The following is a 26,205-nucleotide window of genomic DNA, read 5'->3' as shown; positions in this document are numbered from 1 at the left end:
GATATCACTAAGGTGTGAAAAAATACCCGGTAGCTACGCTAGCTGCCGGGTATTTTTCTTTTAACCAAATAGGAAAGAGCATTCATCGCTTCACAATCTCAACCCTGCGGTTCCTGGCCTTGCCGGCTTCAGCATCATTAGAGGCTATCGGGGCCAGCGAAGCCACGCCCTGAGCGGCCAGTTGGTTCTTATTGACCCCATGTTTCGCTACGAGCTCGCCGATCACAGCGCCGGCCCTGTCTTTGGATAGGGCAAGGTTGTGTTCAAAGCTGCCGCTGTTGTCGGTATGTCCTACCACGAAGATATTGGCTGAGGGGTTGGCCTTAAGAAAGGCAGCAATAGCCTCCAGGGTCGGGGCCGATTCGGGCTTCAGGGTTGCTTTGTCCGTATCGAAATAAATCCCGTAAAAAACAGCCTTGCCATCATCCTTTAAAGCCATTTTGATCTCATCGGCAGTGGGTACCACATCCTGGCGGAGGGACGCTTCCTTCAGGCTTTCGTACCAATACCAGCTGCTGCCGTCGGTATAGATCTTGATCCAGTAAGTATCGCCGTTCTTCTTCAGTTTGCCGCAAACCCCGTTACTATTATTGGCCGTGATCTCGCCGCCGGCTTTGGTGATCGCGTTGACATAGTTTTGGTAGATTTGCGCAGCCGCCGGCCGTTTGTTGAAATCGCCGCTGAAGGCATAGGCTACCTTTTCATATACCCCTTTTCTGACTTCCGCCTTTGCGCCGGCCTTGGGATAAATCTCCAACTCCTGGAATTCTTTATGCTCACATTCTTTAAGGGCATGATCGGCCAGTGCGCTGAACAGAGGCTTGCAGTCATTCCCGTTTTGCGCTACAGACTGTTCCGTTATCAGCAGGAGGGCAAAAAAAAGGCCCTGAATTATCTTTCGTTTCATAGCATTTGTCTTTAGATTGATTGCTGCAAATGTATTACGGCAAGCGGAAAGATAGCAGGGGGATTTTCCCTTCTTTTTGAAAAATAATCGTTGCAAGCTGCTACAATCTCATAAAAAAAGCCGGGATACGATCGTATCCCGGCGGTAAAAAGACAGCTTGAAGATTATACCAGGTTAGCGTCGCTCACGTTCAGCAATACGATCTTCTTATCGTAAGGATTAGTCTTGAGGGAAGCAATGATAAAATGGTCTTTCATCAGGCTTTTGCAGAGGTCGAAGGCCTTGGTATCCGTCTTTCCTTTCTCCAGCCGCAACCAGGTGTACAGCGTCTGGAAGGAACCATCGCTATGCCCGGCGTACAGGGAATTGTGCGACAGGATACCGGAACGGCTGGCAAAGTTGGTCGGCGTGATGTAGTCGTGGCCTGTGGTGAAGATAAAATACTGCAGCTTATCCTTGTCGGCATCGGCTGGAATATCTGCGGCCTTGAACGTCCACAGCGACTTCACTTCGTTATACGATACCAGCTGCAGCCAGGTATTGCTGATGGTAGGCAGATCAAGGAGCGGCTTATTTTCGGCAGGTACCCCGGGCAGGGAAAGCCAGCCGGCAAGTGTTGTGAGCTCCGGCTTGCCCGAAAGCCAGCCACCGCCGTCTTTCCAGGCCTTGACTACCGGCGGCAGGTCGACGGTAAGCCATTTAACCAGCTCCACTTCTTTTTCCAGCTGCGCCATATTCTGAGGCAGGCGGTAGACGCCGAAGCCAAAGCCCCAAAAGCACCAGAGATAGCCGTTGGCCTCTTTGAATTTGTCTTTCTGGGCAGCGGACAGCTGTGATTGCTTGGAAGGAATGGCCTCATGCTCGTAGCTGTATGGCGGGTGCGCGCTGTCGTCGTCTTTCGGACTGGCCAGCCAGCCCCGGTTCACAAATTCGACGCCTACGGAAGTCGTGTTGAAGTTGTTGGCATGCTGCTCGTTCTCCAGCAGGTCGTTGAACTGTGTGATGGTTGCATCGGCCCTCACCGCCATATGCGCGGTATTGGGTGACGAAAAGCCATCGCCTGTATCGGCTGCGGTCTCATGCAACACCAGGTGGATCACCTGGTTGCTGGTACGCTTGGAAAAGAGATTGGTATTGTGCAGGGCGCCCGCGGGTTTCCAGTTGCTCAATCCGGTTACTGCCTTGAATTCCGACTTATTGATCACTACGGTATCGGGAGCCGAGGGCTTGTTCGTATTGAGGTCCTGTACGGTGGGGTCAGCAGCAGGTCCGCCTTCCCCGGCGGGCGTCACAGGATCGCTGAAGTGTACGATCTGGATAAACAATGCTCCGGGGTTATCCGTTACCATTTGCTCATAAGCGTTCAGGAAGTCAGTGAAGGATTCCTTTACTTCCGTACCGGTTGCGGGGTCGTTGAACGTAAAGTAAGTACCCTGTCCATCAGGCGTTCCTGTACCGGTGATCTTGGTCAGTATGCGGGCATGCGGCGAGAAGGGACCGGTAGCTGTGGAAGAATCGGTTGTGATCCACAAGGGACCATAGGTCTTCAGCCAGTTGATATAGGTTTGCAACGTATAGCTGGCCGGCGGCTCACCCACCATACCCAATGCGGTAATGAAGGCCTCTTTCTCTGCTGACTGTAATCCCTGGCCGGCGTTGAACTTGTCGACGTATTGCTGCCCGGCAATAGCCAGTACATCAGGTACCGTCATTGATAGTCCTTTCTTCCAGCTGACCATCATAGTGGCGGCAGTTGCCCAGCAGGCCATGCTGTTCTCTTGCTTCAATTGCGGTACGGCCGCGCCTGCTGTGGCCAGCACATTTTCGGCACTGGTACCTTCAATGTCCACTTTTTCGGTTTTACCGGTTACAGCGTCGGTATGCTCGGCTTTGACGGCCTTACCCTGGTCTGCCGCTTTCACAGCTGCATCTGTAAGCGAAGGTTTATTGTTACCGGCATTGGCAGCGTCGGTACGTTTGGCTTCCCCACCATCGATCATCTGCTGGATATGGTCCTTGGTCAGCTTACCGGCATCTTCTTTGCTGATGTTGCCGTTGGTCTGGGCGTCCTTGATCGCGCTCTTGATCTTGTCGTCGTTCTGGGTATTGTGGGCTTGTATGGCCATGTCCTTAGCCATTTGGGCAAATGCCTTGGCATTTTCCTGGTTGGACAGGTAAGTAGCTATTGCATTCTTCTGGTTGGCGTCGAGGCCGGTTATATCTTTAAAGATATCGTTCTTACCCAACAGCTCAGAAAGTCCTTGCAGACCGGCTCCCGGCGCTGGCAATGCCGGTGCATTCTGTATGTTTACGATTGGTGTGGCAAAATCCTTGAACGCTGCTTTCCAATCGGTGGGCTCTGGTGTAGGTACGGTCACCGGTGCAAAAGTAGTGGGCTCATCGGTGCGGAACCTGTCCCAATCCTGAGAAGAGTTGTCTTTGACTTTTTCACAAGCATCACAGGCACCCATAACAGCTTCGGCAAAGATACCCCTCGTGGGCACGCTGATACGGAAGGGATCGGGCGGCGTCAGCGGACGATAATGATCAAAGAGCGAGAGCTTCACTTCTTTATCCTGATCTTCATCATTGGGCGTGAGAATAATGTAGGAACGGTCGACCTTTACGCCGGCGGCTACAGGGAAGATGAGGGAGTTACCGGCAATACCGATCAGCTGGTTCTTCACGATGGAGGCCAGGCTCTTCATCGGTCCGGGCTGATTCAGGTCGTTGTAAACCTGTATGTGGAAGCCATCCAGCAGCAAATAGCGACGGTCGGGATCCAGGTTGCGCCACAGCACCTTATTATAGTACTCGAGGTTGCTGTTCAGGTGGGTAATGAGCTCATTCACGATAAACTTATCTTCCAGACGCGGGTTACGCTTCTCATCATAGTTGAGCGGGGTCAGTATATTGCTGATGCCGTCTACCAGATCATCGTTCAGGGTTTCGTTGGCAATTGTGCCGGTGTAATGCGGTGTGGCATAATTAACCCTCAGGCTTTCCACACGGAAGGCATCGATGAAATTGAAGAATTCCATCTTGTTGCTGAATGCGATATTATACAGGATATTCAGCTTGTCGATCTCCGCGCGGGTTTTGGCGGTGCTGGCCCGGAAATTATAGCGCAGCAGGCGGTTACCACCATTGTATTTATCCAGGGCGGTAAGGTCGAGGCCATTCAGTGGCTGTATGGTGATCTTGGTCTGGTCGATGAGCTTGGCAATGATCATGGGGGCGATATGATCGTTGAAGATCTGGTCCCAGTCGGCGATCACGTTGTTGTTGAAATAGCGTAACAGCTCATTGGTGCTCATGCCCAGCAACGAAGCGTAGCCGTCCCATATTTTCTTCTCTTTATCCATACCGGCAAAAAAGTCGAGCGGGGTATAAGCATCGTTGAAGAAAAGGAAGGGGATACTGGGAGAATCGACCGAGTCGAAGTTCACGCGGATACACCTGGCGGGCGGCACAGTCTCATAATTGGCGTCCAGGGTCATGAACATATCGAAGATCTGGCCGCGTGTAATCACTTCGGAGGTATTGGTCTGCCGTTTGATGGTAGGACCGCCGGCCGCACAAGGCACAATGGCACCGATTACAGCATTCTTAATGTTCTCCTCGACGGTACCCACCACATCGACACCGCCCTGCGTAGTTATCGTCTTTTTGATGATGGGCAGGGAAAGGATGCGGTCAAACCGGGTTTTGGGCCTGGGTATGCTGACGCGGAAATTGATCTGTCCGGTAACCTCGATAATAGTATCGTCACAGTAGCGGTTGGCCGGAAAATCAACATTGGTCCAGTTGGTGAGTACGCGGTCATTGGCATCGAAACCTTTCAGCAAGGGATTGCGGTTGCGGAACAAGGGCAGGTATGTATTGGAAGGCCGGTACATAAGACTGGCTGCCAGCACATCGCGCCATTTATGAATATTCTCCATGGAGAAATTGGTCATGATCAGCGGTACGAAGAGACATTCTTCCACGCCTACCAGTTCCTGGAATACGGCATAGTGGCGCAACACTTCGAAATACAGCATAGTGAGCGAATGGCAATGGTTGTGGTTGGCCACCACCTCTGTTGTCGCTGCATATTGTTGTCCTTCCGAAATAGTATCGATCAGTGTGCCATTCAACGACCGGTAAGCACTGGAGCTCTGCATAATGGCATTGCGCAGCGTTTCACCGAAGGCCTGCGAGGTATTGCGTGAGCTTTGCTGCGAAGCACTGGAAGAGGCAGAAGAGTAGCCGCCCGATACACCCAGTACAGCGCCTACTGGCCCTAGGATAGCACCCACACCCAGACCGGCCGATACGCCACCGGTATTGGCTGTGCTCTGGCCCTGCAGGTACTCGCTGATGGAACCACTAAGATCGTCTATAATGCTGCGATCGTTTACCAGTGCTGCATTCAGGCCTTCACGCTGGGTCAGTTGCTGGCTTTCGGAACCTTGCAGTGTGCGTTTGTAGTCAAATACCGCGATCTGCTTCTTCTGCCCTGGCGCCAGGGGTAGTGAGTACAGGAGATCACCCAGTGAATAGCCGTCGGCCTTTAATACAGATTTATAAGTGAGAAGATGGCCATGGGCAACGTTTACAGCCTGGTACAAAGAGAGGTGATTGTCTTTATCTGTAGTATCGGGCGCATCCTGCCAGCGAATGGGATTTTCATAAGTAACTTCTTTGCGTTCTACTTTTTTGCCTTCACCTAAGGTGAAGGTTACCTTTTTAAAACCATCAGCCTGCTGTATGGTATTCTTCTCCAGCACATAATTGGCCACGTCGGGATCAGATGTGCGTACGATAGCAAAATAGGTATGCTCGCTCAGGGTGCGGTTGGGTGTGGTAAGGTTCATGCAAGTACCGCCGCCCAGATCCTGGGAGTATTTATCTGAGCCGATCAGGTCAGACTGCTCTGGCAATCTTGGTGTTTTGCTGTCGGAGGAGTGGCACTCGCAATCATCGTCGGCATCTTCGTCATCGCCGCAGTCAGCACTTTCTACCAAAAGGTAGATGAAATCATTGGCAATGGTCTGCTGTGCCGAATGCTGCTCCTCAACGGGTATTATCCGCACAGGGACAGTCTCATCAGGCGATAGCGATACGAAAGCTTGTGCTGCCTCATAGCTGCCCAGGGGATAGGGCATAGTAAAGCTTCCGGTAATATCGGTAGTAGCCACGCCGATCACTTTCCACACCGGATCAACGGTCAGCGCTTTGGCTTGCAGGATAACGGTCAAATCTTTCAAGGAGCATTTACCGCTCAGCTCCACAACCTGTCCGCGGAGCGGCTTATTGCTGGCTCCGGGATCCGAAGGGTCGTCGCCTAATACCGGTACCTTTACCAGGGGCAGCTCAATATGCAGCTTCTGTAGCTTGGTGTCGTCGGCAGCGTAAGTATGCCGCCATAGTACATTACCATCATAAAGCTTCACACTCACGGTAACAGGATCGGCCGAGCCCGTATCGATTACCACATCTTGTGTCGCATAGAAGTCGAAATCTGTTTTCCTGTCGGGAATATCCGCAGTGCTATAGTTGTTCCAGGCATATTTTACCGATTGGCCGGCATAATCCAGCACCAGGTCGTAGCTGCTGAAATTGCTGTACTGTACCGGTTCCGTTCCGGTAAATACCACTTCGCCTTTAACCACAGCGGGCTTTACCTCGGGAATAGCAACAGGGAAATCCCATAGCGCTTCATATTGTGCTGCCGGTATTTTCTTCAACTGATTATAGTCACTATCGGAGAAACCCACATTGAATTGTTGCTTTGCCTGCGCCGCTAGCACCTGGAAAGTAGGCACTTTCATGACGGGCAGGTTCTCGCCATCCTTTTTAAAAGACAGGGCCACGAATACGAACAACGAAGCAAATGACACGTTAGGTAATGTACCCGCAAGCTTACGCAGCGCCTCCATATTGAGCAGTACGAGGGTGTCGTTCAGGTATTCTTCCAGGGTCTTGTCCGTAGCGGCGTCTGTATCCCGGTTGACCGTCATGGCAGCCAGGTTTTCACGATGCGACATCAGCGTATTGCTGCTGCGGCTGGCCAGGTAATCGGAGAGCAACAGGAAAGGTAAGGCCGTAAACTGTTGCGTCAGGGCATTGTTGATCTTTACATCAATGCCCAATGAGAGCTCGTCGGTGAGCCGCTGGAGATCGGGCGGTGTCTGCCCGTTCATATTTACCTGGGTTCCCCAGTAATAGAGAAAACCGACCATATTGCTGCCGGCGAGTAGGGAAAGCGGCAGATCCAGCTGGTAGCGGGTGCTGTCGAGCTGCAATGCTTTAGACAGCGCTTCCGTTCGCAGGAAATTGCGGTTGGCCGCGAAGCCGTCGCCAAGGGGAATGTAGTCGTAGGCCGGTACCTGGAAGGAAGCCTGCACCTGTTTGAAGGACGGAAAATCGCTCAGGATCTGCGATAGATTACTGCCTTCATAGTGTAGTGTCTGGTGTAATGACGCCATGATTGGGTGGGGTTTTAGGTTAACTTTGTTGACAGGGCACAAAGCTATAACCGAATGCAGGCTGCCCGAATACGTTTTAAAACGTATTTTTTTCAATGCGTTTTCCAGCAACGCTATAACGCTATGAAATTGGGTTGTGTACGAGGACGCAGCGACACCAGGAAGATCGGTATATGTTTCTATTCTCGCAGTACCGCTAGTTAAACCTATATCGGAATCCAGTTCTGCATAGAGGATCCCGAATGCTTTCTCTTATTTCTTTTTCCGCAGTGACGCAGTGTCGCGGCGAGACTTCTAAACCTCCCCCTTTACACAAACATAAAAGAGATACTCCGTGGGCCCCCATAACCTTAGTAGGAACATTAGTGTGATTCCGGGTGCTTTATCATAGCGCGTGGAGGCACAAAGACACTATGTCCATGTATTTCTTGGGGCCGTTGTGTCTTTGTGGCAAAAAGGGCGCTGCATCTGCGTTGTAGGTAAGTCACATCCGACAGCACTCGTTTTGTTATCTTGAAAGAAGCTTGCGGGCGCCTGCGATTGAAGGATCTTAATACTACTTATAAAAGCAACGGTATCAGGATGGATAATAGCTATGCATTTCTTTTTCTGCAGCGACACAGTGTCGCGGCGAGACTTCTAAACCTTCGCCTGGTGGCATTGTGAAGTATATATATTACTCAATACGTCCTTTAGGATAATACTGCTCCAGCAGGGAACCGGCTGTTTCACGTACACAATTGATCACAAACAACCTTGTCTTGTCTTTGAGCATCGTCGTATATACAAAGTCTTTGCGGGCATCGTACTGCCATTGCTTTAGCTCCGGAAAGGCTTTGTGGACGGCCTGAAGCTTTGCTATGCGATCCGAAGAAACAACAACGATCTTGGTAATGGGTGTTTGCTGCATCCGGGAAAGGTTGTCGGCGTTCACAGGGGTCACCGACTCGTACATGCTGGCATGAGGATATTGTTGTATAAAGTACTGGAGCACCTCTTTGCTATCGGCCATTACATAGCGGTTTTTGAACAGGTGATCCAGTTCCCTGGTCCACGAAGTGTCATACAAGGCCACATATTGGTCCACGAAATCCTGGTCGATGGCCTTGTGCTCAGCGATATAGCTTTTGAGCACAGGATAAAGCCGCCTGGCCATCAGGTTAATGTACCTTACATTGTACCAGTCGGTAGTATCTGCTGCACCATTCAATTGCTCATAGACATAACCATTGCCCAAAGCCGTTGCCAGCGCTTCGTTCAACAGCAGGCTGGCATACTGGCTACCCATGGAGCGGTTTTCCCCGAACCAGGCTGCCATATCCTGCTTTAGCCGTAGTGATTGTCCATCGTATAAAATATGGTAGATCTCATGCAGGAGCACACTGAACAGGACCTCATTATTATCAAAGTTCAAAGGCACTTCGCTGACGGCATTATTGAGAAAGGCCCTGGCCGAAAACCCTTCTTCATTAACCGAAGGGATCACAGCAATATCGAAAGAAATGTCCTGGTCCCATTCCGTGTGGTAAAAGCGGAGACCGGTCTCGAAGAAATGAGCGAGGTTTGCTTTGCCCACAAAAGCACTTAACGCATTCAGCTTCTCCTCAAAGGCTTTCCGGTTGGGTTGGTAGATCAGGCTATCGTATACCGGTAGAAATGCAGACAGGATACGACAAAGTCCAAATAGCTCCTCATTAGGCACGATCCCGAAACTCTGCTGCTTGAACCCTGTCAATGAGGTAGCATGGATCAGGTTACGTTCGATAAAAGCGGTAGTAATACCGGGTATCTTTTGCCCTGTAGGATAATCCTGGTACGCATACGATTCGTAGAGTCGTATGGTATCCATCTGCTGTATCAGCTCCCGGTAAGGAGACCTGTTGTAAGCCGAGCCGGCAAAAAGCTGCTTGTAGCGGTTATCGGGCCGGTCTGCCGAAAGCTGCTGCACGAAATCATAGGTCGCCAGCAGATTGGAAAAGTGGATATTGACCTCAGGACGGTTTTGTGCCCGCAGGGTGCGCGATAAGAATAAGGTACTCAGTAGTAGTATTAGCAAACGGGGAGACATAGTAACGCTTTGAGGGCCAAAGATACCGCAACAGGTCATATTTCAAGCCAGGATCTCCCGTCGGGTGGGGCTAACCCCAGGCCGGCCGCGGCCCAGGACAGTTCAATAGCGATCAGCTTAAGAAATACATTTCGTAGCCAGCCAGGCATAGCGCGGTCGGCAGCCAGCCTGTAAATGTGGCCGGCGCAGGCTGTCGCGGCAAAACTTCCGCCATGCGGCAACAATTGATAGGGATCGGGGCCGCCTTCTAGCCGCAAAGTGGGCAATAGCAAAGCCAGGTCGTAACCGACAGCGCCACAAGCGGCATGGCTCCAATCCACAAATTTCACCTGACCGTCCAGGATGCAAATATTGTCGCTACGGAGATCGCCATGTACGAGCCGGTCGCCGGTAACATCTGCTTGCTGCTTTGCTTCCGTTAGCGTGTTCAGCGAATGGTTCAACCATTCAGGAGAGCAGAGTCCCAAGGCCAGAAGCGCTTTGGGATGCGCCTTGATCCAGGTCCACAATGATCTGTTCCTGTTTTCCAATGGCGGTAATCCAGGCATTGTGTCAAGACTGGAGAGCGCTTCCACCGCAGAAAGCAGCAAAGGAATATCGCCCTCACACCAGGTGACGCCCTGGTGGCTGGCCGGCCAGTAAGCATGGCTTAAATCTTCGCTCAGTAGCACCGGTCGCTTTCCCCGCCGGTCGATCCAGGCGATAACGGCAGGCATGCAAGGCTTAATGGTAGCAGAAAGTACCAGGTGTTCCCGTCGCAGCCATTGTTCTGTGCTGTCGTCGGTAGCCGCCTTCACAAAGACCTTGCTGCCGTCTTCCATTTGTACCGAAAAACGTAGTGCGGCCGATAAGCCACAGTCCGGGACAATTGCCTGCGCAGCATTTAAGCCCAGGGCATCCCTGAGGCAGGCCCTAAGACCGGCAGGTAAGTTGTCGTTGGCAGCTGTCATCAAACACTTAATTAAGATCAGGGCCTTTTATACCCGTAGTCACGGCGTATGCCCTTTGTTCTTTTAAATAGTCGCTCGGCGAAAGTCCCGTAGCTTTCCTGAAATTACGGTTAAAGCTCGACTTGGAATTGAAGCCGCACTCAAAAGCCAGCGAGAGCAACGTGTATTGCTGGCTGCCGGGCTGCAGTGCCAGTCGCTTGAAAGCTGCTATACGCAGCGCATTGATATAGTCGTAAAAACTCATTTGCTCCTGAGCATTGATCACCTGCGACAGGATGGCAGCATGAACACCCAAGGCCTTTGCCAGCTCGGCGATCGTCAGCTCCGGATCTTTGTACAGTTGCTGTTCCTCCATGAGGAGGTGCAAAGCCTGCTGTAAAGCCAATGCCTCGGGTTCGCTAAGGCCCGTTCGTTCATATTTAACCTTTACATTTTTATCCGGTTCCGCTATTGCTGCCGGTGTGCCGGCTTCCGTTGTCACTATGGCCGCTACCGGTGCCGGAGCGCTCGCATCTGCAGCTCTTTGCACAAAAATTCCCACCTGCCGGATGCCGAAATATCCTATAAAGAAAATAAAGAGGGCAACCGAAAGGTAGAGCAGCTGTATGTCGCGGTAAAAGATAACGATAAGCCAGATCACGCTCATGCCGCCGATCAGGTAACGCAACCAGTTTAAGGTGATCTTTTCTGTGTTCGAAAACTGACCCGCTATGTTTTGTTTATGGCGGCGTAGCAACAGCAGGGAAAAAGTAATATAGACGAGGCCTGAAAGAATAATTGCGATGTTCAGGCAGTCAAAATACCATGCAAGATGTCGCCAGCTTTGCTCCTGAAGCCTTTCTCCCGGAGGGATCGAGATAAGAACAGGGATCAGGGAAAATGCGCAGAGCAACGCAGGAACGAAATGCAGGCCATATTTTCTGCGCCATCTTTGCGGATGGGTGAGGAATAGAATATAAAGATAAAGAAAGGGGCCGTGGAGAAAAGGGAAGGGCATTTCCCATCCGATCAGTTGCGGCATTTCCGGCGCTTTATCCAGGGCATACCAGGCGATCCAGGCCTGATGGATCACGGCGAAGAAGAGCCAAAAGGCCAATAAGCGATCTGCAATGCTTTTTTTTCGCTTTCCAAGCAGGAGCAGGAACAGGAAAAACGAAATGAAAACACAGCCGGTATCAACGATCTGCCAATCGGGGTTCATCTGTCGGGTTGCGTTTAAAATGGGGTAGGAACTGGAATAAGGCCAAAATTAAGCAAGAAAACGGACCTGGGACCTTAAGGCCGCTTTTCTTTCAATTGCTCTTGTATCAATTGAAAGATGCTTTCCGTTTTATCGCCAAACATTTTCCCGGCCCATTGTTCCGGTGGAGATAGCTGTGCGAGCAGCAGGAATAGCACCATGCCCTCATCCTGGCTCCACCAGCGTCCCCCGCGCCGCATACCTTCTATCGCCTGTGCCGCAGGCAGACCCGCGCCTTCCGGATGTACCAGCCAGGCATATTGGCTGTATTGGCCTATGCCTTCCATAGTGAGAAAGAAGGCATCGATCTCCGGCAGCGCCTTATCCTTGGGCTGTAAAAAACGCTGGTGACGTTCCTGCACGGCCTCCAGGCCTTCCTGCAGCTGTGCTTTCCTTTTTGCAGCATCAGGCTCTCCCAGGGCCGAATAAAAGCGCTGCAACTCTTTACGATAGGCAGCGACATATACGCTGTCGTGCTCATAGAGATATTGGATAATATCGTCTGAAAAAGGTATGCCAAAATGATGCGCCTGATCCAGGGCCGTTATTTTTTTTCCGAAATTCTGCATTTGCTGACAGTGAGAAAATTCATGCAGAAAGACCACGGTCACCAGATGGTCCAGGCCCAGCTCCTTACTGGTTACATCCGCTTTTTGCCAAAAAGAAACCAAGGGCATTACAAAAAAAGAAGGGCAGGCCTCACCTTCCAGTGGCGAAGCAAAAGACATGAGGCCCGCCGGCACACGTCTTTTATCAGGGAGGGTAATGCTGTCGGTCAGCCGCGCTTTTTTCCAGTTGAGCCGCTGACCGAGGAAATCTGGCCCGGCAATCGCTTCGCCTTTGGGCGCCGTGACAGAAGAAGTCGTGTAGATATACTGTTCATCAAAAAATACGAAGGTAACCGGCTGCTGCTGTGGCAACCGGTATACTTGCCGGCTAACCAGCGACCAGGCATCAAACCAATGTTGTACATCGCGCCGGAACAGGCTATCACCCTTTGATGCGCCTCGGCTCGTCGCAGCGATACAGCATAAAAAGAACACCAGGAACAGACTCAAGGACCATCGCGCGGGCAGGTATTGTTTGTCAGTCATATTGAAATAGTAACCGGCGTCGTGAAGCAGGACCGGTCTTACGCAAAACTATTTCCTTTAGTCAAGCTGCACCATACCGGAATACCAGTAGATCAAATACCCATCCCTATCAATGAACAGCCCTGCCATTAATCCGGATGCCGACTCCTGCTTCCAGGCTGATGCTGGTATAGGTACTTATCGGATAACCTTTAAGCGGATAAAATGGCAGGTAAGCGCGTGTATGAAAAACGTAGCGTTTCCTGCCCAGCGACAAGCCACACAACAGTCCCACATCAGGCATAGTAACGTGGCTCGTGGTGGTGACTGTTTCCAGTTCGGGATGTTCCAGGCTTTCTTTAAAGGCGATGTACTTAACACCACCCAGGAGCAGAAAAGCATAGCGTACCCTTTTCTTTTTACCCGAAAAGCTAAGCCCCGCGCCCAGCTTCTGTGCCAGGAAGATGCTGTAACGGGTCTTGATGTCGAAGCCGTCTTTGTCCAGGACGCTGCCGAAGGCGCTATGCGCTGCCAGGGTAATATTTCGGGCAACGGGATATTCCAGCAGGATAGAGCCGGTAGCCTTGACCGGCAGACTCCAGGGCACGATGCCAATAGCCGGCTGTACCCATAAAGGCGGGGCACTGGGTTGGGACTGTTGCGCTTGAAGGCGTACAGTGCTTAAAAACATAAGACAGAGTAAGAGTTTAATGCGCATGGTATCGTTACCTGTGGGTGAAATAAAAAGAGAGTCCTTCGCGGATATTGGCTTTCTTGGAATCCAAATGACCGTATTGCCGCTCGATATTTGATTGCTGCTGATAACCGGTATAGTACGTTTGCAGCGTTTTCTTAAAGCTTTCAAAAGCCGGTCGCATCTTTTCTTCCGTTCCGCCCAACCCGAGGAAGAAGGTGCCGGTTCCCTTCCGGTTCTGTTCCCGGTTGGCCTTTTCGTTCCTGAGGACTACTGCATTATCCCACCAGAAAGCCGGACTTAAGCAGATATAATGGCCAAAAAGATCATTATGATTGGTAAAGCAGTGACCGGCAAACAGTCCTCCTGCAGAATGACCAATGATGATCCTGCCGGCCCGGGAGGTGTCGGCGTTAAAGTCTGCCACTATTCGGGGTATCAGTTCTGTTCGGATAAACCGGACGAAAAGGTCGGCCTTGCCTTTACCCATTTCCGTAGGCGTAGGTGTATAGTCGTCCAGCCGGTCGTATCCCCAACTAATACCCACCACAAGAATGCCTTCTTTACCATGACCGGTCGATTGTCTGTCGGTCTCGGCGGCAATATCGTCAAAGTCCCATGCGGCATCGGTCATATATAAAGTGCTATATTTTTTTGCCGCAGTATAGTGATCCGGCAGGACGACCCGTATGGTATAGTGACCGCCATTGGCTACCGAGGTCATGTCGAATGTTTTGATCCGGCTTTGATCTATATTGTTTTTTTTACAGGCCGGGAAAAAGAGGAGCAGGCTCAATCCGGCGATCATTAGTCTCATGAATAGCGATTTGTGCGCAAAAATGCCTGTCCGGAACGGTTCAAGCGCCCCGGCAGATAAGTTGAGACCATGTTTTGGGTCAATTGGCAGGATGGAGCGTCCGTGTTATACTGTATAGCGTTGTGCCTGGAGACGCTTTTGCTGCTGTTGGTGTTTTCACCAACAGCATCCCGGCCGGTATGGTAGCATCCGGATCAACAATCACGCCTCGGCGCCTTTCTTCATAGCAAAAATTGATTATTCCGATAGAGAAAACATTAGTCAAATTCGTCTTGATAACGGCTGCTGAGTCTGTCGAAGCAGCATTTAGCGCTGTCCTTTCATGTTCAAGGATCGGAGATTGTTTTGTTTCCTATATTGGGATAGTTATTAAGAATAATATGACTATTGTGTGCCATTCCAGGGTTAGAAATAACTCCTGGTAGATGAGATCAGGCACCCTCTATAGGCCTATCAGGACAGCTAACGCCGGGAAGCTGTAATTTTGCAATATGAATACCTGGAATTCCATTACGACAGCGGAAGACCTGCAGCAGATCATTGACGCTTCTGCTCAAAAGCCGCAGATCATTTTTAAAGACAGTACCACCTGCGGCATCAGCGCTCATGCCAAACACCGCTTACAAGACGGTTTTGCCCAGATTGAAGGCAAGGCTGAGTTCCACTACCTCGACCTGCTGACCTACCGTCCTATATCCAACCTTATTGCCCGGGAGCTGGGTGTAACACATCAGTCGCCGCAGATCATCGTGCTCAAAGACAAAAAGGTGGTGTATACCAGCTCACACCATGCCATCGATCCGGCGACAATTGCCCGTCATTTGTAGAGACGTTGCATGTCATTTGTAGAGACGTTGCATGCAACGTCTCTACAAATGACGGATTTATTCCGGTTGATCTGTATTGTCGGGCTCCGGTGGTTCCATGTCCACAGGCAGCAGGGCAGGGGGGATGCTTTTCGACGATTTCAAACCCAATGCTTTTAATTGCAGCGCCTGCGTCACCAGGTTGCCCCTGCCGCTGCGCAGCTGATCCATCGCTGTGCCATAGGCCAGCTGCGCCTTGCCTATGTGCCTGCCCACTTCCTCCAGCGAGGTGGTGAAAATGACGAATTTTTCATAAAGCCGCTCACCGCGCTTCACGATCTCCATAGCATTACGGCTTTGCTTCTCCCGGTTCCAAAGGTCGGAGATCAGCTTTAGACAAGCGATAAGGTTGGTAGGACTGATGAGCAGAATGCGCCGGGCATAAGCATAGGCCCAGAGTTCGGCATCAGCCTGTATGGCCGCGAGGTAGGCCGGCTCTACCGGTATGAACATCATCGTAAAGTCCAGGGCCTGCTCCAGGTTGTCGTACTGCTTGTCCTGCAGGTCGTCGATATGCCGGTATACCGACTGCACATGCGCTTGTAGCTGCACCTGCTGCTCCTCGGGGCTATCGGCAGCTGCAAAGCGATCGTAGCCTACCAGCGAAACTTTGGAATCAATAATGATCACTCGTTCGTCGGGCAACTTCACCAGGATATCGGGACGCCATTGCTTTCCTTCCTCGTCCCGGATGGTTTGCTGCACAAAATATTCCCGTCCTTTGGTAAGGCCCGATGTCTCCAGGATACGTTCGAGGATCATCTCGCCCCAGTTGCCCTGTTTTTTTGTTTGCCCTTTCAACGCAGTAGCCAGGTTGTTGGCTTCGGCGCTTACCTTATTTGTTTGCTCGATCAGCTCGCGTACCTTTTCCTCCAATGAGAACCGTTGTTTCGATTCCTTATCGTAGGTTTCCTCAACCTTCGTCTTAAACTTTCCGATATCCTCCTTAAGCGGATTCAGGAGGGTTTCCAAAGCTGTCTTATTAGTCTCCGCAAACCGAGCCGATTTTTCTTCCAGCAATTGACCGGCGATCTTTTCAAACTGTAGGTGTGCGGTATGCTGCAGCTGTTCCATTTCTTGTTTCTGTGTATCCAGCTTTTCTTTCAACGCCATTTGATTGACTGATAGCCGGCTCTCCTGTGCCGTCAGCTCGCCAATACGCGCTGTAGCCGCCGATAATTGCTGCGCCTGCTGCTCTACCGTCGCTTTATATTGCTGTACAGCTTCCGTTGTGCCTTGATAACGGGCGCTCAATCCGGCCAGCTCGCGGTGTTGTACCTGGCGTTCTTCCTGCAGCAGCCTTTGCGCCGATCGTTGTTCTTCCAGCTCATTACCCAGCGTCAGCGCTTTATTTTCGGCATGGACCAGGTCATGGCGCAGTGTAGCCGCCTGCACATGCAGTGACGAGGCCTCAGCTTCTTTCTGATCCAGCCTGGTGATCAGTGCCAGTTGTTGCGCTTCCCAGGTTTCCCGTCTGTGGGCAAACAGCTTCAGCTCAGCAGCTTGCTCATTGGCTGTAGCAGATAGACGATCGTGATCGCTCCGTCGAACCATGCGCGATGTCAACCAAAGGTAAACAAGCAGGAAAGCCAGGATAAAGCCCGCAGCGAGGCCTGTGATCAGGGAAATAGTGTCCATAGAAAATTGTGTTGGATACACGATGCCGTACGCGGCAAAATAAGAGAAAATCCGGAACAAGATGTTATTCCTGGAGAAAATCAAAACCGGATACTTATGCCCAAAAGAATTTCGCGTCCATGGTAAGCCAGGTCTTGTCAATATCCAGATCGCGAGCAAAAGTATTGACAATGATCCGCCGTACTTCTTTCCTGTTTACCGTACCTTTTCTCGTTCTTATCATTGTGTAATGTTCGCTCACCAGTTGTTCCGTGAGCTGCCTGATGGTTTGCGGAATTAATTTCCTGCCATGCGTTTTAGCCAGATCGATACCGGCGAAAAAAAGTAGCCCGCCTACCGTTGCTGCCCGCCCTCCAAAGAACAGCGAAACGAAAAAGATGAGGAACAATAACAGGAAAACAGCTAAAAGCCAGTTGGGATAGGTGAGCAACGGTACCTTAATACCCAGATGGGCCTGAAAAGTATTGACCTTTCTTCTAAGATTAGCTTTTGGAAAAAAATGCGCTAACTGGTCATCAGGGGTGATTTCTTTTTCGTCTACGGACAGCGTAGCTGCTATGGCCCGGCGAACCCGGTAAAAAGCCTGCTGGCTGGTACAGTCATTGCATTGCCTTGCCGTGATGTGTCGCTCAAAAACGGCACACAGATCACCCAAGGTATGTACCTGGATAAAGGCATCAACAGGCAAGGTTAAGTCGAATGACTTCTCCAGCTTTTGTGCGACATCAAACACGTCCTCATCAAAACAATCTTCCAGCCTGTAAGTCTTATTTGTCGTTTCCATAGCAGGTACCATTGGATTTACACAATATTGATCATGGGCTCCTCGCTCAATGGTTTCAGCTCGCCAAAGGATTGAACCGCATAGCCCTGCTCCAGCATCAGCGTTTCAAATGCCGCGCAGCCTTCTGGCGCAACTGCTACCAGCAAACCGCCGCTGGTCTGCGGATCGGCCAGGATATGCTTCTGCCGGTCGCTTAGCGAGCCGATCTTAGCGCCATAGCTGGCCCAGTTGCGATTGGTGCCGCCGGGAATACACCCCCCGTCAAGGTATTGGTAAATGGAAGGGATCACGGGTACTTTATCAAATACGATATCGGCCGAAAGGCCGCTACCCGTACACATTTCAACCAGATGGCCCAGCAGGCCGAAGCCGGTCACATCCGTCATGGCCTTTACTGCCGGTACAGCGGCCAATACTTCACCTGGCTTATTGAGTGTCGTCATGCTACGCAGCGCAATCGCTGCATCTTCCGGTTGTAAAAGTCCCCGCTTCTGCGCAGTAGACAATACGCCTACGCCCAGCGCCTTGGTAAGATAAAGGCGGCATCCTGCCGTAGCCGTAGAATTTTGTTTTAGCTGATCGACGGCTACCATACCATTTACTGCCAGACCAAATACCGGTTCGGGACAGTCAATGCTATGGCCACCCGCCAGCGCAATGCCCGCCTCGGCGCAAATAGCCCTGGCGCCTTCCAGCACCCGTCCGGCCACCTCCGGTGGCAGCTTATCGATAGGCCAGCCGAGTATAGCGATAGCCAACACCGGCTTACCGCCCATAGCATATACATCACTGATAGCATTGGCCGAAGCAATGCGCCCGAAATCGTAAGCATCGTCCACGATAGGCATAAAGAAATCGGTTGTGGAGATCAGCGCCGTGCCATTGCCCAGGTCGAGCACAGCCGCATCATCGCGTTTATCGTTGCCCACCAACAACCGGGGATCGGGCGCTGCGATCGTTGCGTTGGTATGTAATATTTTATCCAGCAGCGCGGGGCTGATTTTGCAGCCACAACCCGCACCGTGAGAATATTGGGTGAGTTTGTATTCCGTAGTTTCGATGTCAGTATCCATAAGTTATTAAGAAGCCTTTTTTCAAAGTATTTGCGAGGGTAAAGGTAGGGGATTGTAGGGGAGAAGGACCGATAGTGCTAGCTAATACGCTCCATATATACTGGCTCCGCCACCCCAGTAGCGGGTTTTAAGATGCTCGTATACCAGGTTTGTTTTCAGGTCGATGTCGTCGGTTTGGTAAGTGGGATAGGGCAGCGCCTCAAACAGGGTTTTGTTTACGGTATTGAATACTGCGGCAGCCGTCACCGATTTTTCGGCCCACTGCTCTATCTTCAGCTTTTCCTGTTTAAGATCTTCTAGCAGGTCTATGGCTATTTTCTTAATCGCCTTCTTATCTTTTTCTTCCAATTGCTTACCATGACGAAGGATGTCGAATATAGCCTTCTGCTCATCAGTAAGACCTTCACGTTTGGTTTCTGCCTCTTCATGTGTATAAGCATTTACCAGTTCTACCAGCTTGCGAAAGGTTTCCTTAATCACTACTTCATCTTTACCCCGGTTGTAAGCATCAATAATTTCCTGGTACCGTTGGTAGTAATCAATCGTAAGCGGATTACGGTCGATCATTTGTTTCAGCCGATGCTCTACTTTGTCTTTCAGCGATTGAACCGCCATGTTTTTATGTTGCAGTTTGTTGAAATATTGTTCCAACAGCTCAAAGTTCAGCCCGCTGAGGTCTATTATTTTACCTTCCTCTTCGTCCGGCTCCGATAGGATGTTCTCAATCGATTCATCTACCACTGCCTGTATCTTTTTCATAATTTCAGCTACATCGGCGCTCTCCACATTATCGTCGATGGCGGTGTAGATTACATTGATCGCATCGCGACGGGGACGGTACTCGTTGAGCAGCTTGTGCGGCTGTAAAGCTTTGTATTTGCGAAACACTTCACGGGCCAGCACCTGGAACTTCCGCTTGGTTTCGTCGTTGGTGTATACCGCATTTAATGCCCGCTCTATGGCGGCAAGTTTCAATAAGCCGTCGGTAGTGTTGATGAGCTCATACAAGTCGTAATTTACTTCCTGAAGCAGGAAGGCTTCAGTGGCCGTCAGCGCTTCTTCCAGCAGCAGCAGCAACTCGCTGTTAGGCTCCAGCGGTGGTCTTTCTTTTTCTTCTTTGCCTGATGCCTGATCGCCGGTACCATATATCGCCAGGGCATCCAGCAGGGCAGTATAGGTTTCAATATAATCTACAATAAGGCCATTGTTCTTACCCTCGTTGATACGGTTGGCACGGGCAATGGCCTGCATCAGGGTATGCGATTTCAACGGTTTATCAAGATAGAGTGTAGACAGGCTGGGCACGTCAAAGCCGGTGATCCACATGGCGCATACAATCACCAGGCGAAAGGGATCATTTTCTTCCTTAAACCGGGTTTCAAGATCCTGGGTATTCATCTTTTCTCGGTGTGGTTCTATATCAAGATCCCATTGCCTGAATTTCTGAATTTCGTTTTGCTCCGGGCTTACTACCACGCATATCTCCGTTTCTTTGATCCATTGCAGCTCCCGGCTTTTTTCCAGCGACTCCTGGTCGCCGTATTTGCCCTTAGCTATATCTTTTTCCAGTATGGCTATATATTGGTTCCAGTGTGCAGCAATAAGGTCGTACATTTTTACTGCTGTCAGTTTATCCAGCGCTATAAACATGCCTTTGCCTTTGTAGCCCCGGTTGCAAAAATGCCCTACTACGTCTTTAGCAATCGCATCCAGCCGCTTATGTGCGGTGAGTATAGGATACTCACGGGCAAATAGCTGCTCTACGCGACTACGCTGGTCGCTGTCGAGGTCTTCGCTTTCGGCATCTATTATCGCCCGTATCTGTTCGTTAATAGCGGGATTTTTCAGGCCCAGGTATTCACCCCGGTTTTCATAATACAAGGGTACGGTGGCTCCATCGTCCACACTGCGTTTAAAATCGTAGCGGGATACATAATCGCCAAAAATGCGGCGGGTAATCTCATCGTCTTTAAACAAAGGGGTACCGGTAAAGCCTATAAATGAGGCATTGGGTAAGGCATTGCGCAGGTTAAGGGCCAGGTTGCCGCCCTGGCTGCGGTGTGCCTCGTCGGATATCACAATAATGTTATCCCGCTGTGTGATTTCCGCGAGGAAATTGAATTTGTGGATGAGTGTAAACAGGTAGCGATGCTCGGAGCGGAGCAGTTGCTGCAAGTGATGGCCGCTATTCGCTTTAAGGCTGTCTTTAGCTCCGGCTTTTATTTGTGGTACGGCTCCTACACCACTAAAAGTGCCATATATCTGGGTATCGAGCTCATTGCGGTCGGTAACAATAAGAAAGGTATAGCTGCCGGTAAATTTATGGTGTATTTTCTGGGCAAAAAATACCATGGAATAGGACTTGCCGCTGCCCTGGGTATGCCAGAACACGCCCAGCTTTTGCTTTTCTTCCAGGCTGATGAGTCCCAGTTTATACTGCTCGTTTTTATGCAGGATGTTGGTGATGGCTTTGTTGACACCAATAAACTGGTGGTTACGGGCAATGAGCTTTACCATTTTGCCCATGGAGTTATCGAAGAGAATAAAGTTTTCAAACAGGTCGAGAAAACGTTGTTTTTCGCATACGCCCACAATAATGCGGTCAAGTGCTACAATACCATCTTCTTCCTCGGTAATGCGCTTCCACTCGTGGAAATGCTGGTAGCGACCGGTAATGCTGCCTATTCGGCTTTCGATACCGTTGCTCAATATTACAAAGGCGTTGTAGTAAAACAAGCCGGGTATTACATCTTTATAGTCGGTAAAGTTATCGTTGTACGCATTTTCCAGCTTGCGGTGTGCCGCCTTTAGCTCTATAAACAGCAGGGGTATGCCATTTACAAAACCGATAATATCAGGGCGGCGTTCGCGGCCGCTTTTGCCTTGTAGCCATAGTTGGCGCACGGCCAGGAAGTTGTTTTCGCCGGGTGTTTCAAAGTCGATCACCTTCAGCGTTTTGTTTTTTACAGGCTCCCCCTTTTCGTTGATATAGTCTACCGGTATACCATTACGGATCAGTAGGTGTTTTTCAAAATTGATCTCGTGCAGCGATTTGGTGCTGCTTTCTTCGGTAAGCTTTTCCCAGGCGTGTGTATAAGCTTGTTCGGGCAGGTTGGGATTAAAGGCTTTCAGTTTTTTCAGGAAGATGCGCTTTAGCACTACTTCTTTACGGTTGAGGCGGCCCAGGGTGCTACCTTCGCCATAGGTTTCTTTATTATAAGCTATCTGTGTATCCCAGTGCAGCTTATTAAAAAATAGGTCAATAGCGGTTTGCTCTATCAATTTATCTTCAGAATATTCGTGGGCCATAGTTTATACTTGGTTTATGGTCTCATTCAGCCAGGCAGTCAATTGTTGCTGAATCTCTTGTTGCCAGTGATGAATACTGCTCCTTTTTATGTCGGTTTCTACCGGTGTAGCAATGATGAGGATACTGCATTCCTTGTTCATAGCCGGGTAAGCGGCTGTGGGATGAAACAGGCCGCCATTTTGCTGTGCTACGGCACCGGGATATACCAAAGCTACTTTTTTAGCGCCAAAAAATTCATGATAGGCATACATCTGCCGCAGATCTTCGGGCGAGGGGTGACGCCCACCCAGGTTTTTCCATTTCGTGTCCAGCACAACGCAGCCGGTTTCATGGTCTTTATTGATCACAATGTCCGGGCGCATTTTCTGGCTACGCCCATTGTGTGGCTTCCAGAAAGAGGCAGATACTTGTCCGGCAACAGTAATATCATTGGCTTTAGACTTGCGCAAGCTACTATACACAAATTTTTCCCAGAGTGTGTTCATGTCAAACATCAGGGCCAGCACATGATTACGGCCACGGCTTACATCGGGGTGGTATTGCAGCAGTATATGTTTGGCAATGTTAATAGCTTTTTGATATGATTGGGTTTTACGGTTAAATACCAGCTTTTCAAAAGTGGCTTCGGTTACTTTGATGTCGGGCATTTCGGGAAAATGCAGCAACAGCGTGCCAATGCGGCTATGCAGCCCGGCATGGGTATTGATCTGTTGCAGCAGGCCTATAGCTTTGTACAGGATACAGTGCATAGGGTGCTGCACATCGTAGGTGCTGTGCCGCACATAAAAGCGCTCCTGGTGGGTAAGGTTGTGCTGTATATGTTTGCCAAACAACAGGCTACCTTTAAGCGCCCCTACATTACCCTCTTTACGGCGGTATTGTTTAATAAGGCCCTGGTGCAGCAGGTATTCCACCTCGTTGATGAACAGCTCGAAGTACAGGTCGAGTATGGTGTTGGGCTTTATCTTGAGCTGACTGTTGCTGGTACTGCGTATATCAAAAGCGCCTACAGCTTTGAGCATGCCAATGAGCAAGGCGCGCCATTTGGCCTCTTCAGCATCGGCTTTATCGGCCTTGGGTAATACTTCTATAAGGGTATTGCCTACCTGTATTACGCCTACCTGCTCATTAAAGCGTACGCCATTATGCAGGAGTGTAAAATAGGGTACGCCTTGCTCCCCATAATAGCGTTGCAGGGCTTTGAGCATGGACGCATCAAATTTCACCCCGTTTACCTGCTGGTCGAGGCGTAGAGTGTCGTGCTCAAATACGGTTATATGTGTGCTGCGCTTAGCCAATATCCTGTTTCATTAAACGCCTGATGGCTTTCTCAAAAGTCATGTCAATATCTTGCTTGTTTATGGTCAACCGATGTGCATGACCGGCTTTAAGGTAGTCAACAATCTCATATACTGGACGGTCTTCAAAGTCAGCAGCGCTTTCGCTGTCAAAGTCGGCAAAGATTTTCTGCTCTATCTGTTTCAACCGCACAAAGCCGTCACCCAGTACCAGGCCTATTTTATCGTAACTGCCAAAGAAGTACTCCTGTAGCAGGGGAATGATCTTGTTGTAAAAAGCGGTTTGTAGCTTTTCAATACTATCTACCGACATCAAATAACTGTGACCTACCTGGTGATCTTTATCCAGCAGCTTTTCGATGCGATTATTAATGGTAGTGAGCAGCAAAGGCAGGTTAATGCCTTCTATTTCAACCGGCTCGCTATCTCTAATAATAGCATGCGGTAGCGGCGGCATTTCTTCAAAGCTGAAACGGCGACGCAATGCAGCATCGAGAGCTTCTACGCTACGGTCGGCCGTGTTCATAGTGCCGATGATATACAGGTTGGGCGGTACGCCAAATTTTTCTTTACTGTAGGGTAGGGTAACCTCCAGGGCTTCGTCCTTGCCCAGGCGTTTATCCTCTTCTATAAGGGTAATCAACTCGCCGAAGATCTGCGATACATTGCCGCGGTTGATTTCATCGATGATTATAACATAATTCTTAAGTTCTACTTTTTTGGCTGAACTTTTAACTTCTGGTTCCCATTCCTTCATCTTGGCTACAAGTGCCCTATAATAAGTACGCATACCACCAGCTATATGTTCATCCAGGCTATCCGGATTTTCGTAGATAAGCTGCAGTGTAGGCTTGGTCATGGTATTTTGTTCGTTCCCTGTCCTGGTCATCATTTTAATAGAAGTACCATTGATGCCGGTTATGCTAAAAAAAGATGATAGAAGGGGTATTACTAAACCTTTAGTCTTTTCATTCTCAGTAGTAACCGGATCCGTAAGTAAAGCATTATCGATCTCCTCTTTCAATCGTTCAAATACGATATCGAAAGGCGCGGAAAGTTTGCTATCTGTCTTTAAAAGCGATAATTCTTTATTATCCCTGGCCTTTGTTGCTATAGTTTTAAAAATGCCGGACTCGGTACGATATATTACCGGCTGTCCTTCTTTTTTAGGTTCAATAGGCTTTATACCTTCAATAAAATCCTCGTAGCTCATGCTTTGATGGAAGGTGATAAATGCTATTTGTCCTTCTTTCAATTTACCATCAAACAGTTCTTTTATTGCTTTTCGCGTTTTTCCTTCAACACTTTCTCCTACTATTTCCAACGCTTTGTTGATAGTATTATACGTTTTACCAGTGCCGGGAGGCCCGTAAAGAATTTGATTTAAAGATGGCTCAGGCATATTGATTTTTTCAGATGAAGTAATGTTTTCTTGTTGCTTCACTACCGTTTCGGGCTCGTACTTTAAAGGAGAAAGATTGTCTTGGGTAGGAAATGAATAATCTTTATACAGCTTAAATTTGGTAACAGGTATTGGAATAACTTTTTCTAGCTTTTCTGCAAGAAAAATTATGCTCGCTGATTTCTTATCATCAGCATAGTCGCCAAAATTTGTATGGTAGTAAGGCAATTCATAATGTTGTGACCATTTTTTTTCATCTAATTCCTGCTGATTTTCTGCAAAATCAATTATTGTAGCTTTATAATTCACATTTCCCTTTTTACTATAATACAGGTTAAATGAATTGCCTTCGTTTATCCTGTTTCTCAGGAATTTTAATGTGCCCCTAATACCGCTGGGTCGCTTACTATTCCAAATGATGCTTGCCTTATAACCTTCAGCCTCTTCTATATGATCGTCTTGCCAGCCTGTATTATCAGCAGCCATTAAAGCCACCACTTCTTCCTTCCATTTATCTGTAATGGAGTAAATAATGTGGGAAAGAAGATGTGTGTAGTTAAGCGGATTGTTAGTAGACAGATGAAATGGTGCAAAAAACGCCTTCAGATCAATTACAAAAGTGCTGGAATCAAATTCCTTTCCCAACAGGTTTTTTGCGATGAGCTCCCGGTGATTTTCACTCAAGATAGTTGTGTTATGCTCCGGGCTCAACAGATAGTTGAATGCATTAGAAGTAGACCCTTTAGGTAGCCGCTCTGGTTGAAACTTAAAGAGGATCAGATGCTGTACCCAGGCATTCATTCTTACTGCCGCTTCGGCAAGACATCTTTTATCGTCGTATTGATTGTAAAAATTTTTGTTTCTTGCCCTAATGTCGCAATAGGCTATTATTTCAAAAAGCAGTTCCAATATGACGTGTACTTTCGGGTCTTCTTTGGCTGTCTCTTGTATCTGATCATAGTCTTCTGATAGCTGTAACAGCCTGTTCTTTAGTTCGTCCGAAGCCTCCATAGTTTGCCAACTGTTTAAAGCATCCTGGCCTTTTTGGAAATAGAAATCGAGTGACTGAATAATTGTTTGTGCTCCTTTGCTCTGCACAATAGCTTCTATCGTGGTATTTTCAATTTGTGTCATTCTAGTTTTGGTAATTATCCTGTTGGGTTTATAGTCGTCGGGCCGCTTACTTCATCTTATCCAGCACTTCCTTCATCAGCGCTACTTTTTCGCGCTCGCTGGCGAGTAAGCGTTCATAGAGGTTTTTATTTTCTTCCAGAACTTCCATCAATTTATCCAGGGGATTGAAGGTGCAGTGAAAGTTTGCTTGAGCACCTTCTGTAAAAGTATTTGCTACAGCACTATCATGAAATGTGTTAGCGATAATGTTTATAGCATTTTCCTCATCAAAATTCTGAAATGCTTCTACCGGTATTTTAAGAATAGTAGCAACTTCATGAAGTATAGCCGGATCCACAGTTTCCTTTTGCTCTAGCAAAGATATCTTTTGCTGGTTCCAGTCGTCGCCCAGGTCGGCAGCCAGCGCATCTTGCTTTATACCCAGCATTTCTCTAAAGCGTTTTATGTTGCGGCCTTCGTGTATTTTTTTAGTTTCCAT

General features: G+C 49.2%; 16 protein-coding genes. 1 reads left to right on the top strand and 15 read right to left on the bottom strand.

Going from position 1 to position 26,205, the window contains the following annotated elements; translation table 11 throughout:
* Positions 1–82: 82 nt before the first annotated feature.
* From DZK30_RS14265 to DZK30_RS14230, 8 genes are all read right to left on the bottom strand, one after another.
* Positions 83–907 (bottom strand): OmpA family protein, encoded by an 825-nt coding sequence (locus tag DZK30_RS14265; RefSeq protein ID WP_118974824.1) that lies wholly within the window; start codon positions 905–907, stop codon positions 83–85.
* A gap of 164 nt (positions 908–1,071) precedes the next feature.
* Positions 1,072–7,380, bottom strand: a complete 6,309-nt coding sequence (locus DZK30_RS14260; protein WP_162903095.1) for a papain-like cysteine protease family protein — start codon at positions 7,378–7,380, stop codon at positions 1,072–1,074.
* Between the two features lie 676 nt (positions 7,381–8,056).
* A complete protein-coding gene (locus DZK30_RS14255; protein WP_118974822.1) occupies positions 8,057–9,448 on the bottom strand; it encodes a hypothetical protein in 1,392 nt (463 codons plus the stop codon).
* A 35-nt stretch (positions 9,449–9,483) separates the two neighbouring features.
* Positions 9,484–10,398 carry a phosphotransferase gene (locus DZK30_RS14250; RefSeq protein WP_118974821.1) on the bottom strand — a complete coding sequence of 305 codons (915 nt, stop codon included), beginning with the start codon at positions 10,396–10,398 and terminating at the stop codon, positions 9,484–9,486.
* Between the two features lie 7 nt (positions 10,399–10,405).
* Complete coding sequence (locus tag DZK30_RS14245; RefSeq protein WP_118974820.1) at positions 10,406–11,599, bottom strand: helix-turn-helix domain-containing protein; 1,194 nt, start codon at positions 11,597–11,599, stop codon at positions 10,406–10,408.
* A 74-nt stretch (positions 11,600–11,673) separates the two neighbouring features.
* Positions 11,674–12,732, bottom strand: coding sequence for a hypothetical protein (locus tag DZK30_RS14240; RefSeq protein ID WP_118974819.1), 1,059 nt, complete (start codon positions 12,730–12,732; stop codon positions 11,674–11,676).
* A 109-nt stretch (positions 12,733–12,841) separates the two neighbouring features.
* Positions 12,842–13,402 (bottom strand): hypothetical protein, encoded by a 561-nt coding sequence (locus DZK30_RS14235; protein WP_118974818.1) that lies wholly within the window; start codon positions 13,400–13,402, stop codon positions 12,842–12,844.
* Positions 13,403–13,436: 34 nt separating this feature from the next.
* Positions 13,437–14,222 (bottom strand): alpha/beta hydrolase, encoded by a 786-nt coding sequence (locus DZK30_RS14230; RefSeq protein ID WP_118974817.1) that lies wholly within the window; start codon positions 14,220–14,222, stop codon positions 13,437–13,439.
* A 491-nt stretch (positions 14,223–14,713) separates the two neighbouring features.
* Here DZK30_RS14230 and ytxJ point away from each other — a divergent pair, with 491 nt between their 5' ends.
* Positions 14,714–15,049 (top strand): bacillithiol system redox-active protein YtxJ, encoded by a 336-nt coding sequence (gene ytxJ, locus DZK30_RS14225; protein WP_118974816.1) that lies wholly within the window; start codon positions 14,714–14,716, stop codon positions 15,047–15,049.
* 57 nt (positions 15,050–15,106) lie between these two features.
* Here ytxJ and rmuC read toward each other — a convergent pair whose 3' ends face one another.
* The 7 genes from rmuC to DZK30_RS14190 all read right to left on the bottom strand — a co-directional run bounded on the left by rmuC (position 15,107) and on the right by DZK30_RS14190 (position 26,205).
* Positions 15,107–16,726, bottom strand: coding sequence for a DNA recombination protein RmuC (rmuC, locus tag DZK30_RS14220; RefSeq protein WP_118974815.1), 1,620 nt, complete (start codon positions 16,724–16,726; stop codon positions 15,107–15,109).
* Between the two features lie 94 nt (positions 16,727–16,820).
* Positions 16,821–17,510 (bottom strand): hypothetical protein, encoded by a 690-nt coding sequence (locus tag DZK30_RS14215; RefSeq protein WP_118974814.1) that lies wholly within the window; start codon positions 17,508–17,510, stop codon positions 16,821–16,823.
* 17 nt (positions 17,511–17,527) lie between these two features.
* Positions 17,528–18,583 (bottom strand): selenide, water dikinase SelD, encoded by a 1,056-nt coding sequence (gene selD, locus DZK30_RS14210; RefSeq protein WP_162903094.1) that lies wholly within the window; start codon positions 18,581–18,583, stop codon positions 17,528–17,530.
* Positions 18,584–18,664: 81 nt separating this feature from the next.
* On the bottom strand, positions 18,665–21,892 hold the full coding sequence (locus DZK30_RS14205; RefSeq protein WP_118974813.1) for a type I restriction endonuclease subunit R: 3,228 nt from the start codon (positions 21,890–21,892) through the stop codon (positions 18,665–18,667).
* A 3-nt stretch (positions 21,893–21,895) separates the two neighbouring features.
* Entirely contained in the window at positions 21,896–23,191 is a 1,296-nt protein-coding gene (locus tag DZK30_RS14200) for an McrC family protein (RefSeq protein WP_118974812.1), read from the bottom strand.
* Entirely contained in the window at positions 23,184–25,727 is a 2,544-nt protein-coding gene (locus tag DZK30_RS14195) for an McrB family protein (RefSeq protein WP_118974811.1), read from the bottom strand. The genes DZK30_RS14200 and DZK30_RS14195 overlap by 8 nt, the downstream gene beginning before the upstream one ends.
* Before the next feature lie 46 nt (positions 25,728–25,773).
* Entirely contained in the window at positions 25,774–26,205 is a 432-nt protein-coding gene (locus DZK30_RS14190; protein WP_118974810.1) for a helix-turn-helix domain-containing protein, read from the bottom strand.

The organism is Taibaiella koreensis, assembly GCF_003545715.1.
GTDB lineage: Bacteria > Bacteroidota > Bacteroidia > Chitinophagales > Chitinophagaceae > Taibaiella > Taibaiella koreensis.
Note: the sequence above shows the minus strand (reverse complement) of the source record. Positions and strands in the feature narration are given on the sequence as shown.

What these genes read in the sequence shown, in the direction of transcription:
- ytxJ (WP_118974816.1), top strand. Translation starts at nt 14,714, where the DNA reads ATGAATACCTGGAATTCCATTACGACAGCGGAAGACCTGCAGCAGATC.
- DZK30_RS14230 (WP_118974817.1), bottom strand. Translation starts at nt 14,222, where the DNA reads ATGAGACTAATGATCGCCGGATTGAGCCTGCTCCTCTTTTTCCCGGCC.
- selD (WP_162903094.1), bottom strand. Translation starts at nt 18,583, where the DNA reads ATGGATACTGACATCGAAACTACGGAATACAAACTCACCCAATATTCT.
- DZK30_RS14235 (WP_118974818.1), bottom strand. Translation starts at nt 13,402, where the DNA reads ATGTTTTTAAGCACTGTACGCCTTCAAGCGCAACAGTCCCAACCCAGT.
- DZK30_RS14190 (WP_118974810.1), bottom strand. Translation starts at nt 26,205, where the DNA reads ATGGAAACTAAAAAAATACACGAAGGCCGCAACATAAAACGCTTTAGA.
- DZK30_RS14260 (WP_162903095.1), bottom strand. Translation starts at nt 7,380, where the DNA reads ATGGCGTCATTACACCAGACACTACACTATGAAGGCAGTAATCTATCG.
- DZK30_RS14265 (WP_118974824.1), bottom strand. Translation starts at nt 907, where the DNA reads ATGAAACGAAAGATAATTCAGGGCCTTTTTTTTGCCCTCCTGCTGATA.
- DZK30_RS14255 (WP_118974822.1), bottom strand. Translation starts at nt 9,448, where the DNA reads ATGTCTCCCCGTTTGCTAATACTACTACTGAGTACCTTATTCTTATCG.
- DZK30_RS14205 (WP_118974813.1), bottom strand. Translation starts at nt 21,892, where the DNA reads ATGGCCCACGAATATTCTGAAGATAAATTGATAGAGCAAACCGCTATT.
- DZK30_RS14250 (WP_118974821.1), bottom strand. Translation starts at nt 10,398, where the DNA reads ATGACAGCTGCCAACGACAACTTACCTGCCGGTCTTAGGGCCTGCCTC.
- DZK30_RS14245 (WP_118974820.1), bottom strand. Translation starts at nt 11,599, where the DNA reads ATGAACCCCGATTGGCAGATCGTTGATACCGGCTGTGTTTTCATTTCG.
- rmuC (WP_118974815.1), bottom strand. Translation starts at nt 16,726, where the DNA reads ATGGACACTATTTCCCTGATCACAGGCCTCGCTGCGGGCTTTATCCTG.
- DZK30_RS14195 (WP_118974811.1), bottom strand. Translation starts at nt 25,727, where the DNA reads ATGACACAAATTGAAAATACCACGATAGAAGCTATTGTGCAGAGCAAA.
- DZK30_RS14240 (WP_118974819.1), bottom strand. Translation starts at nt 12,732, where the DNA reads ATGACTGACAAACAATACCTGCCCGCGCGATGGTCCTTGAGTCTGTTC.
- DZK30_RS14215 (WP_118974814.1), bottom strand. Translation starts at nt 17,510, where the DNA reads ATGGAAACGACAAATAAGACTTACAGGCTGGAAGATTGTTTTGATGAG.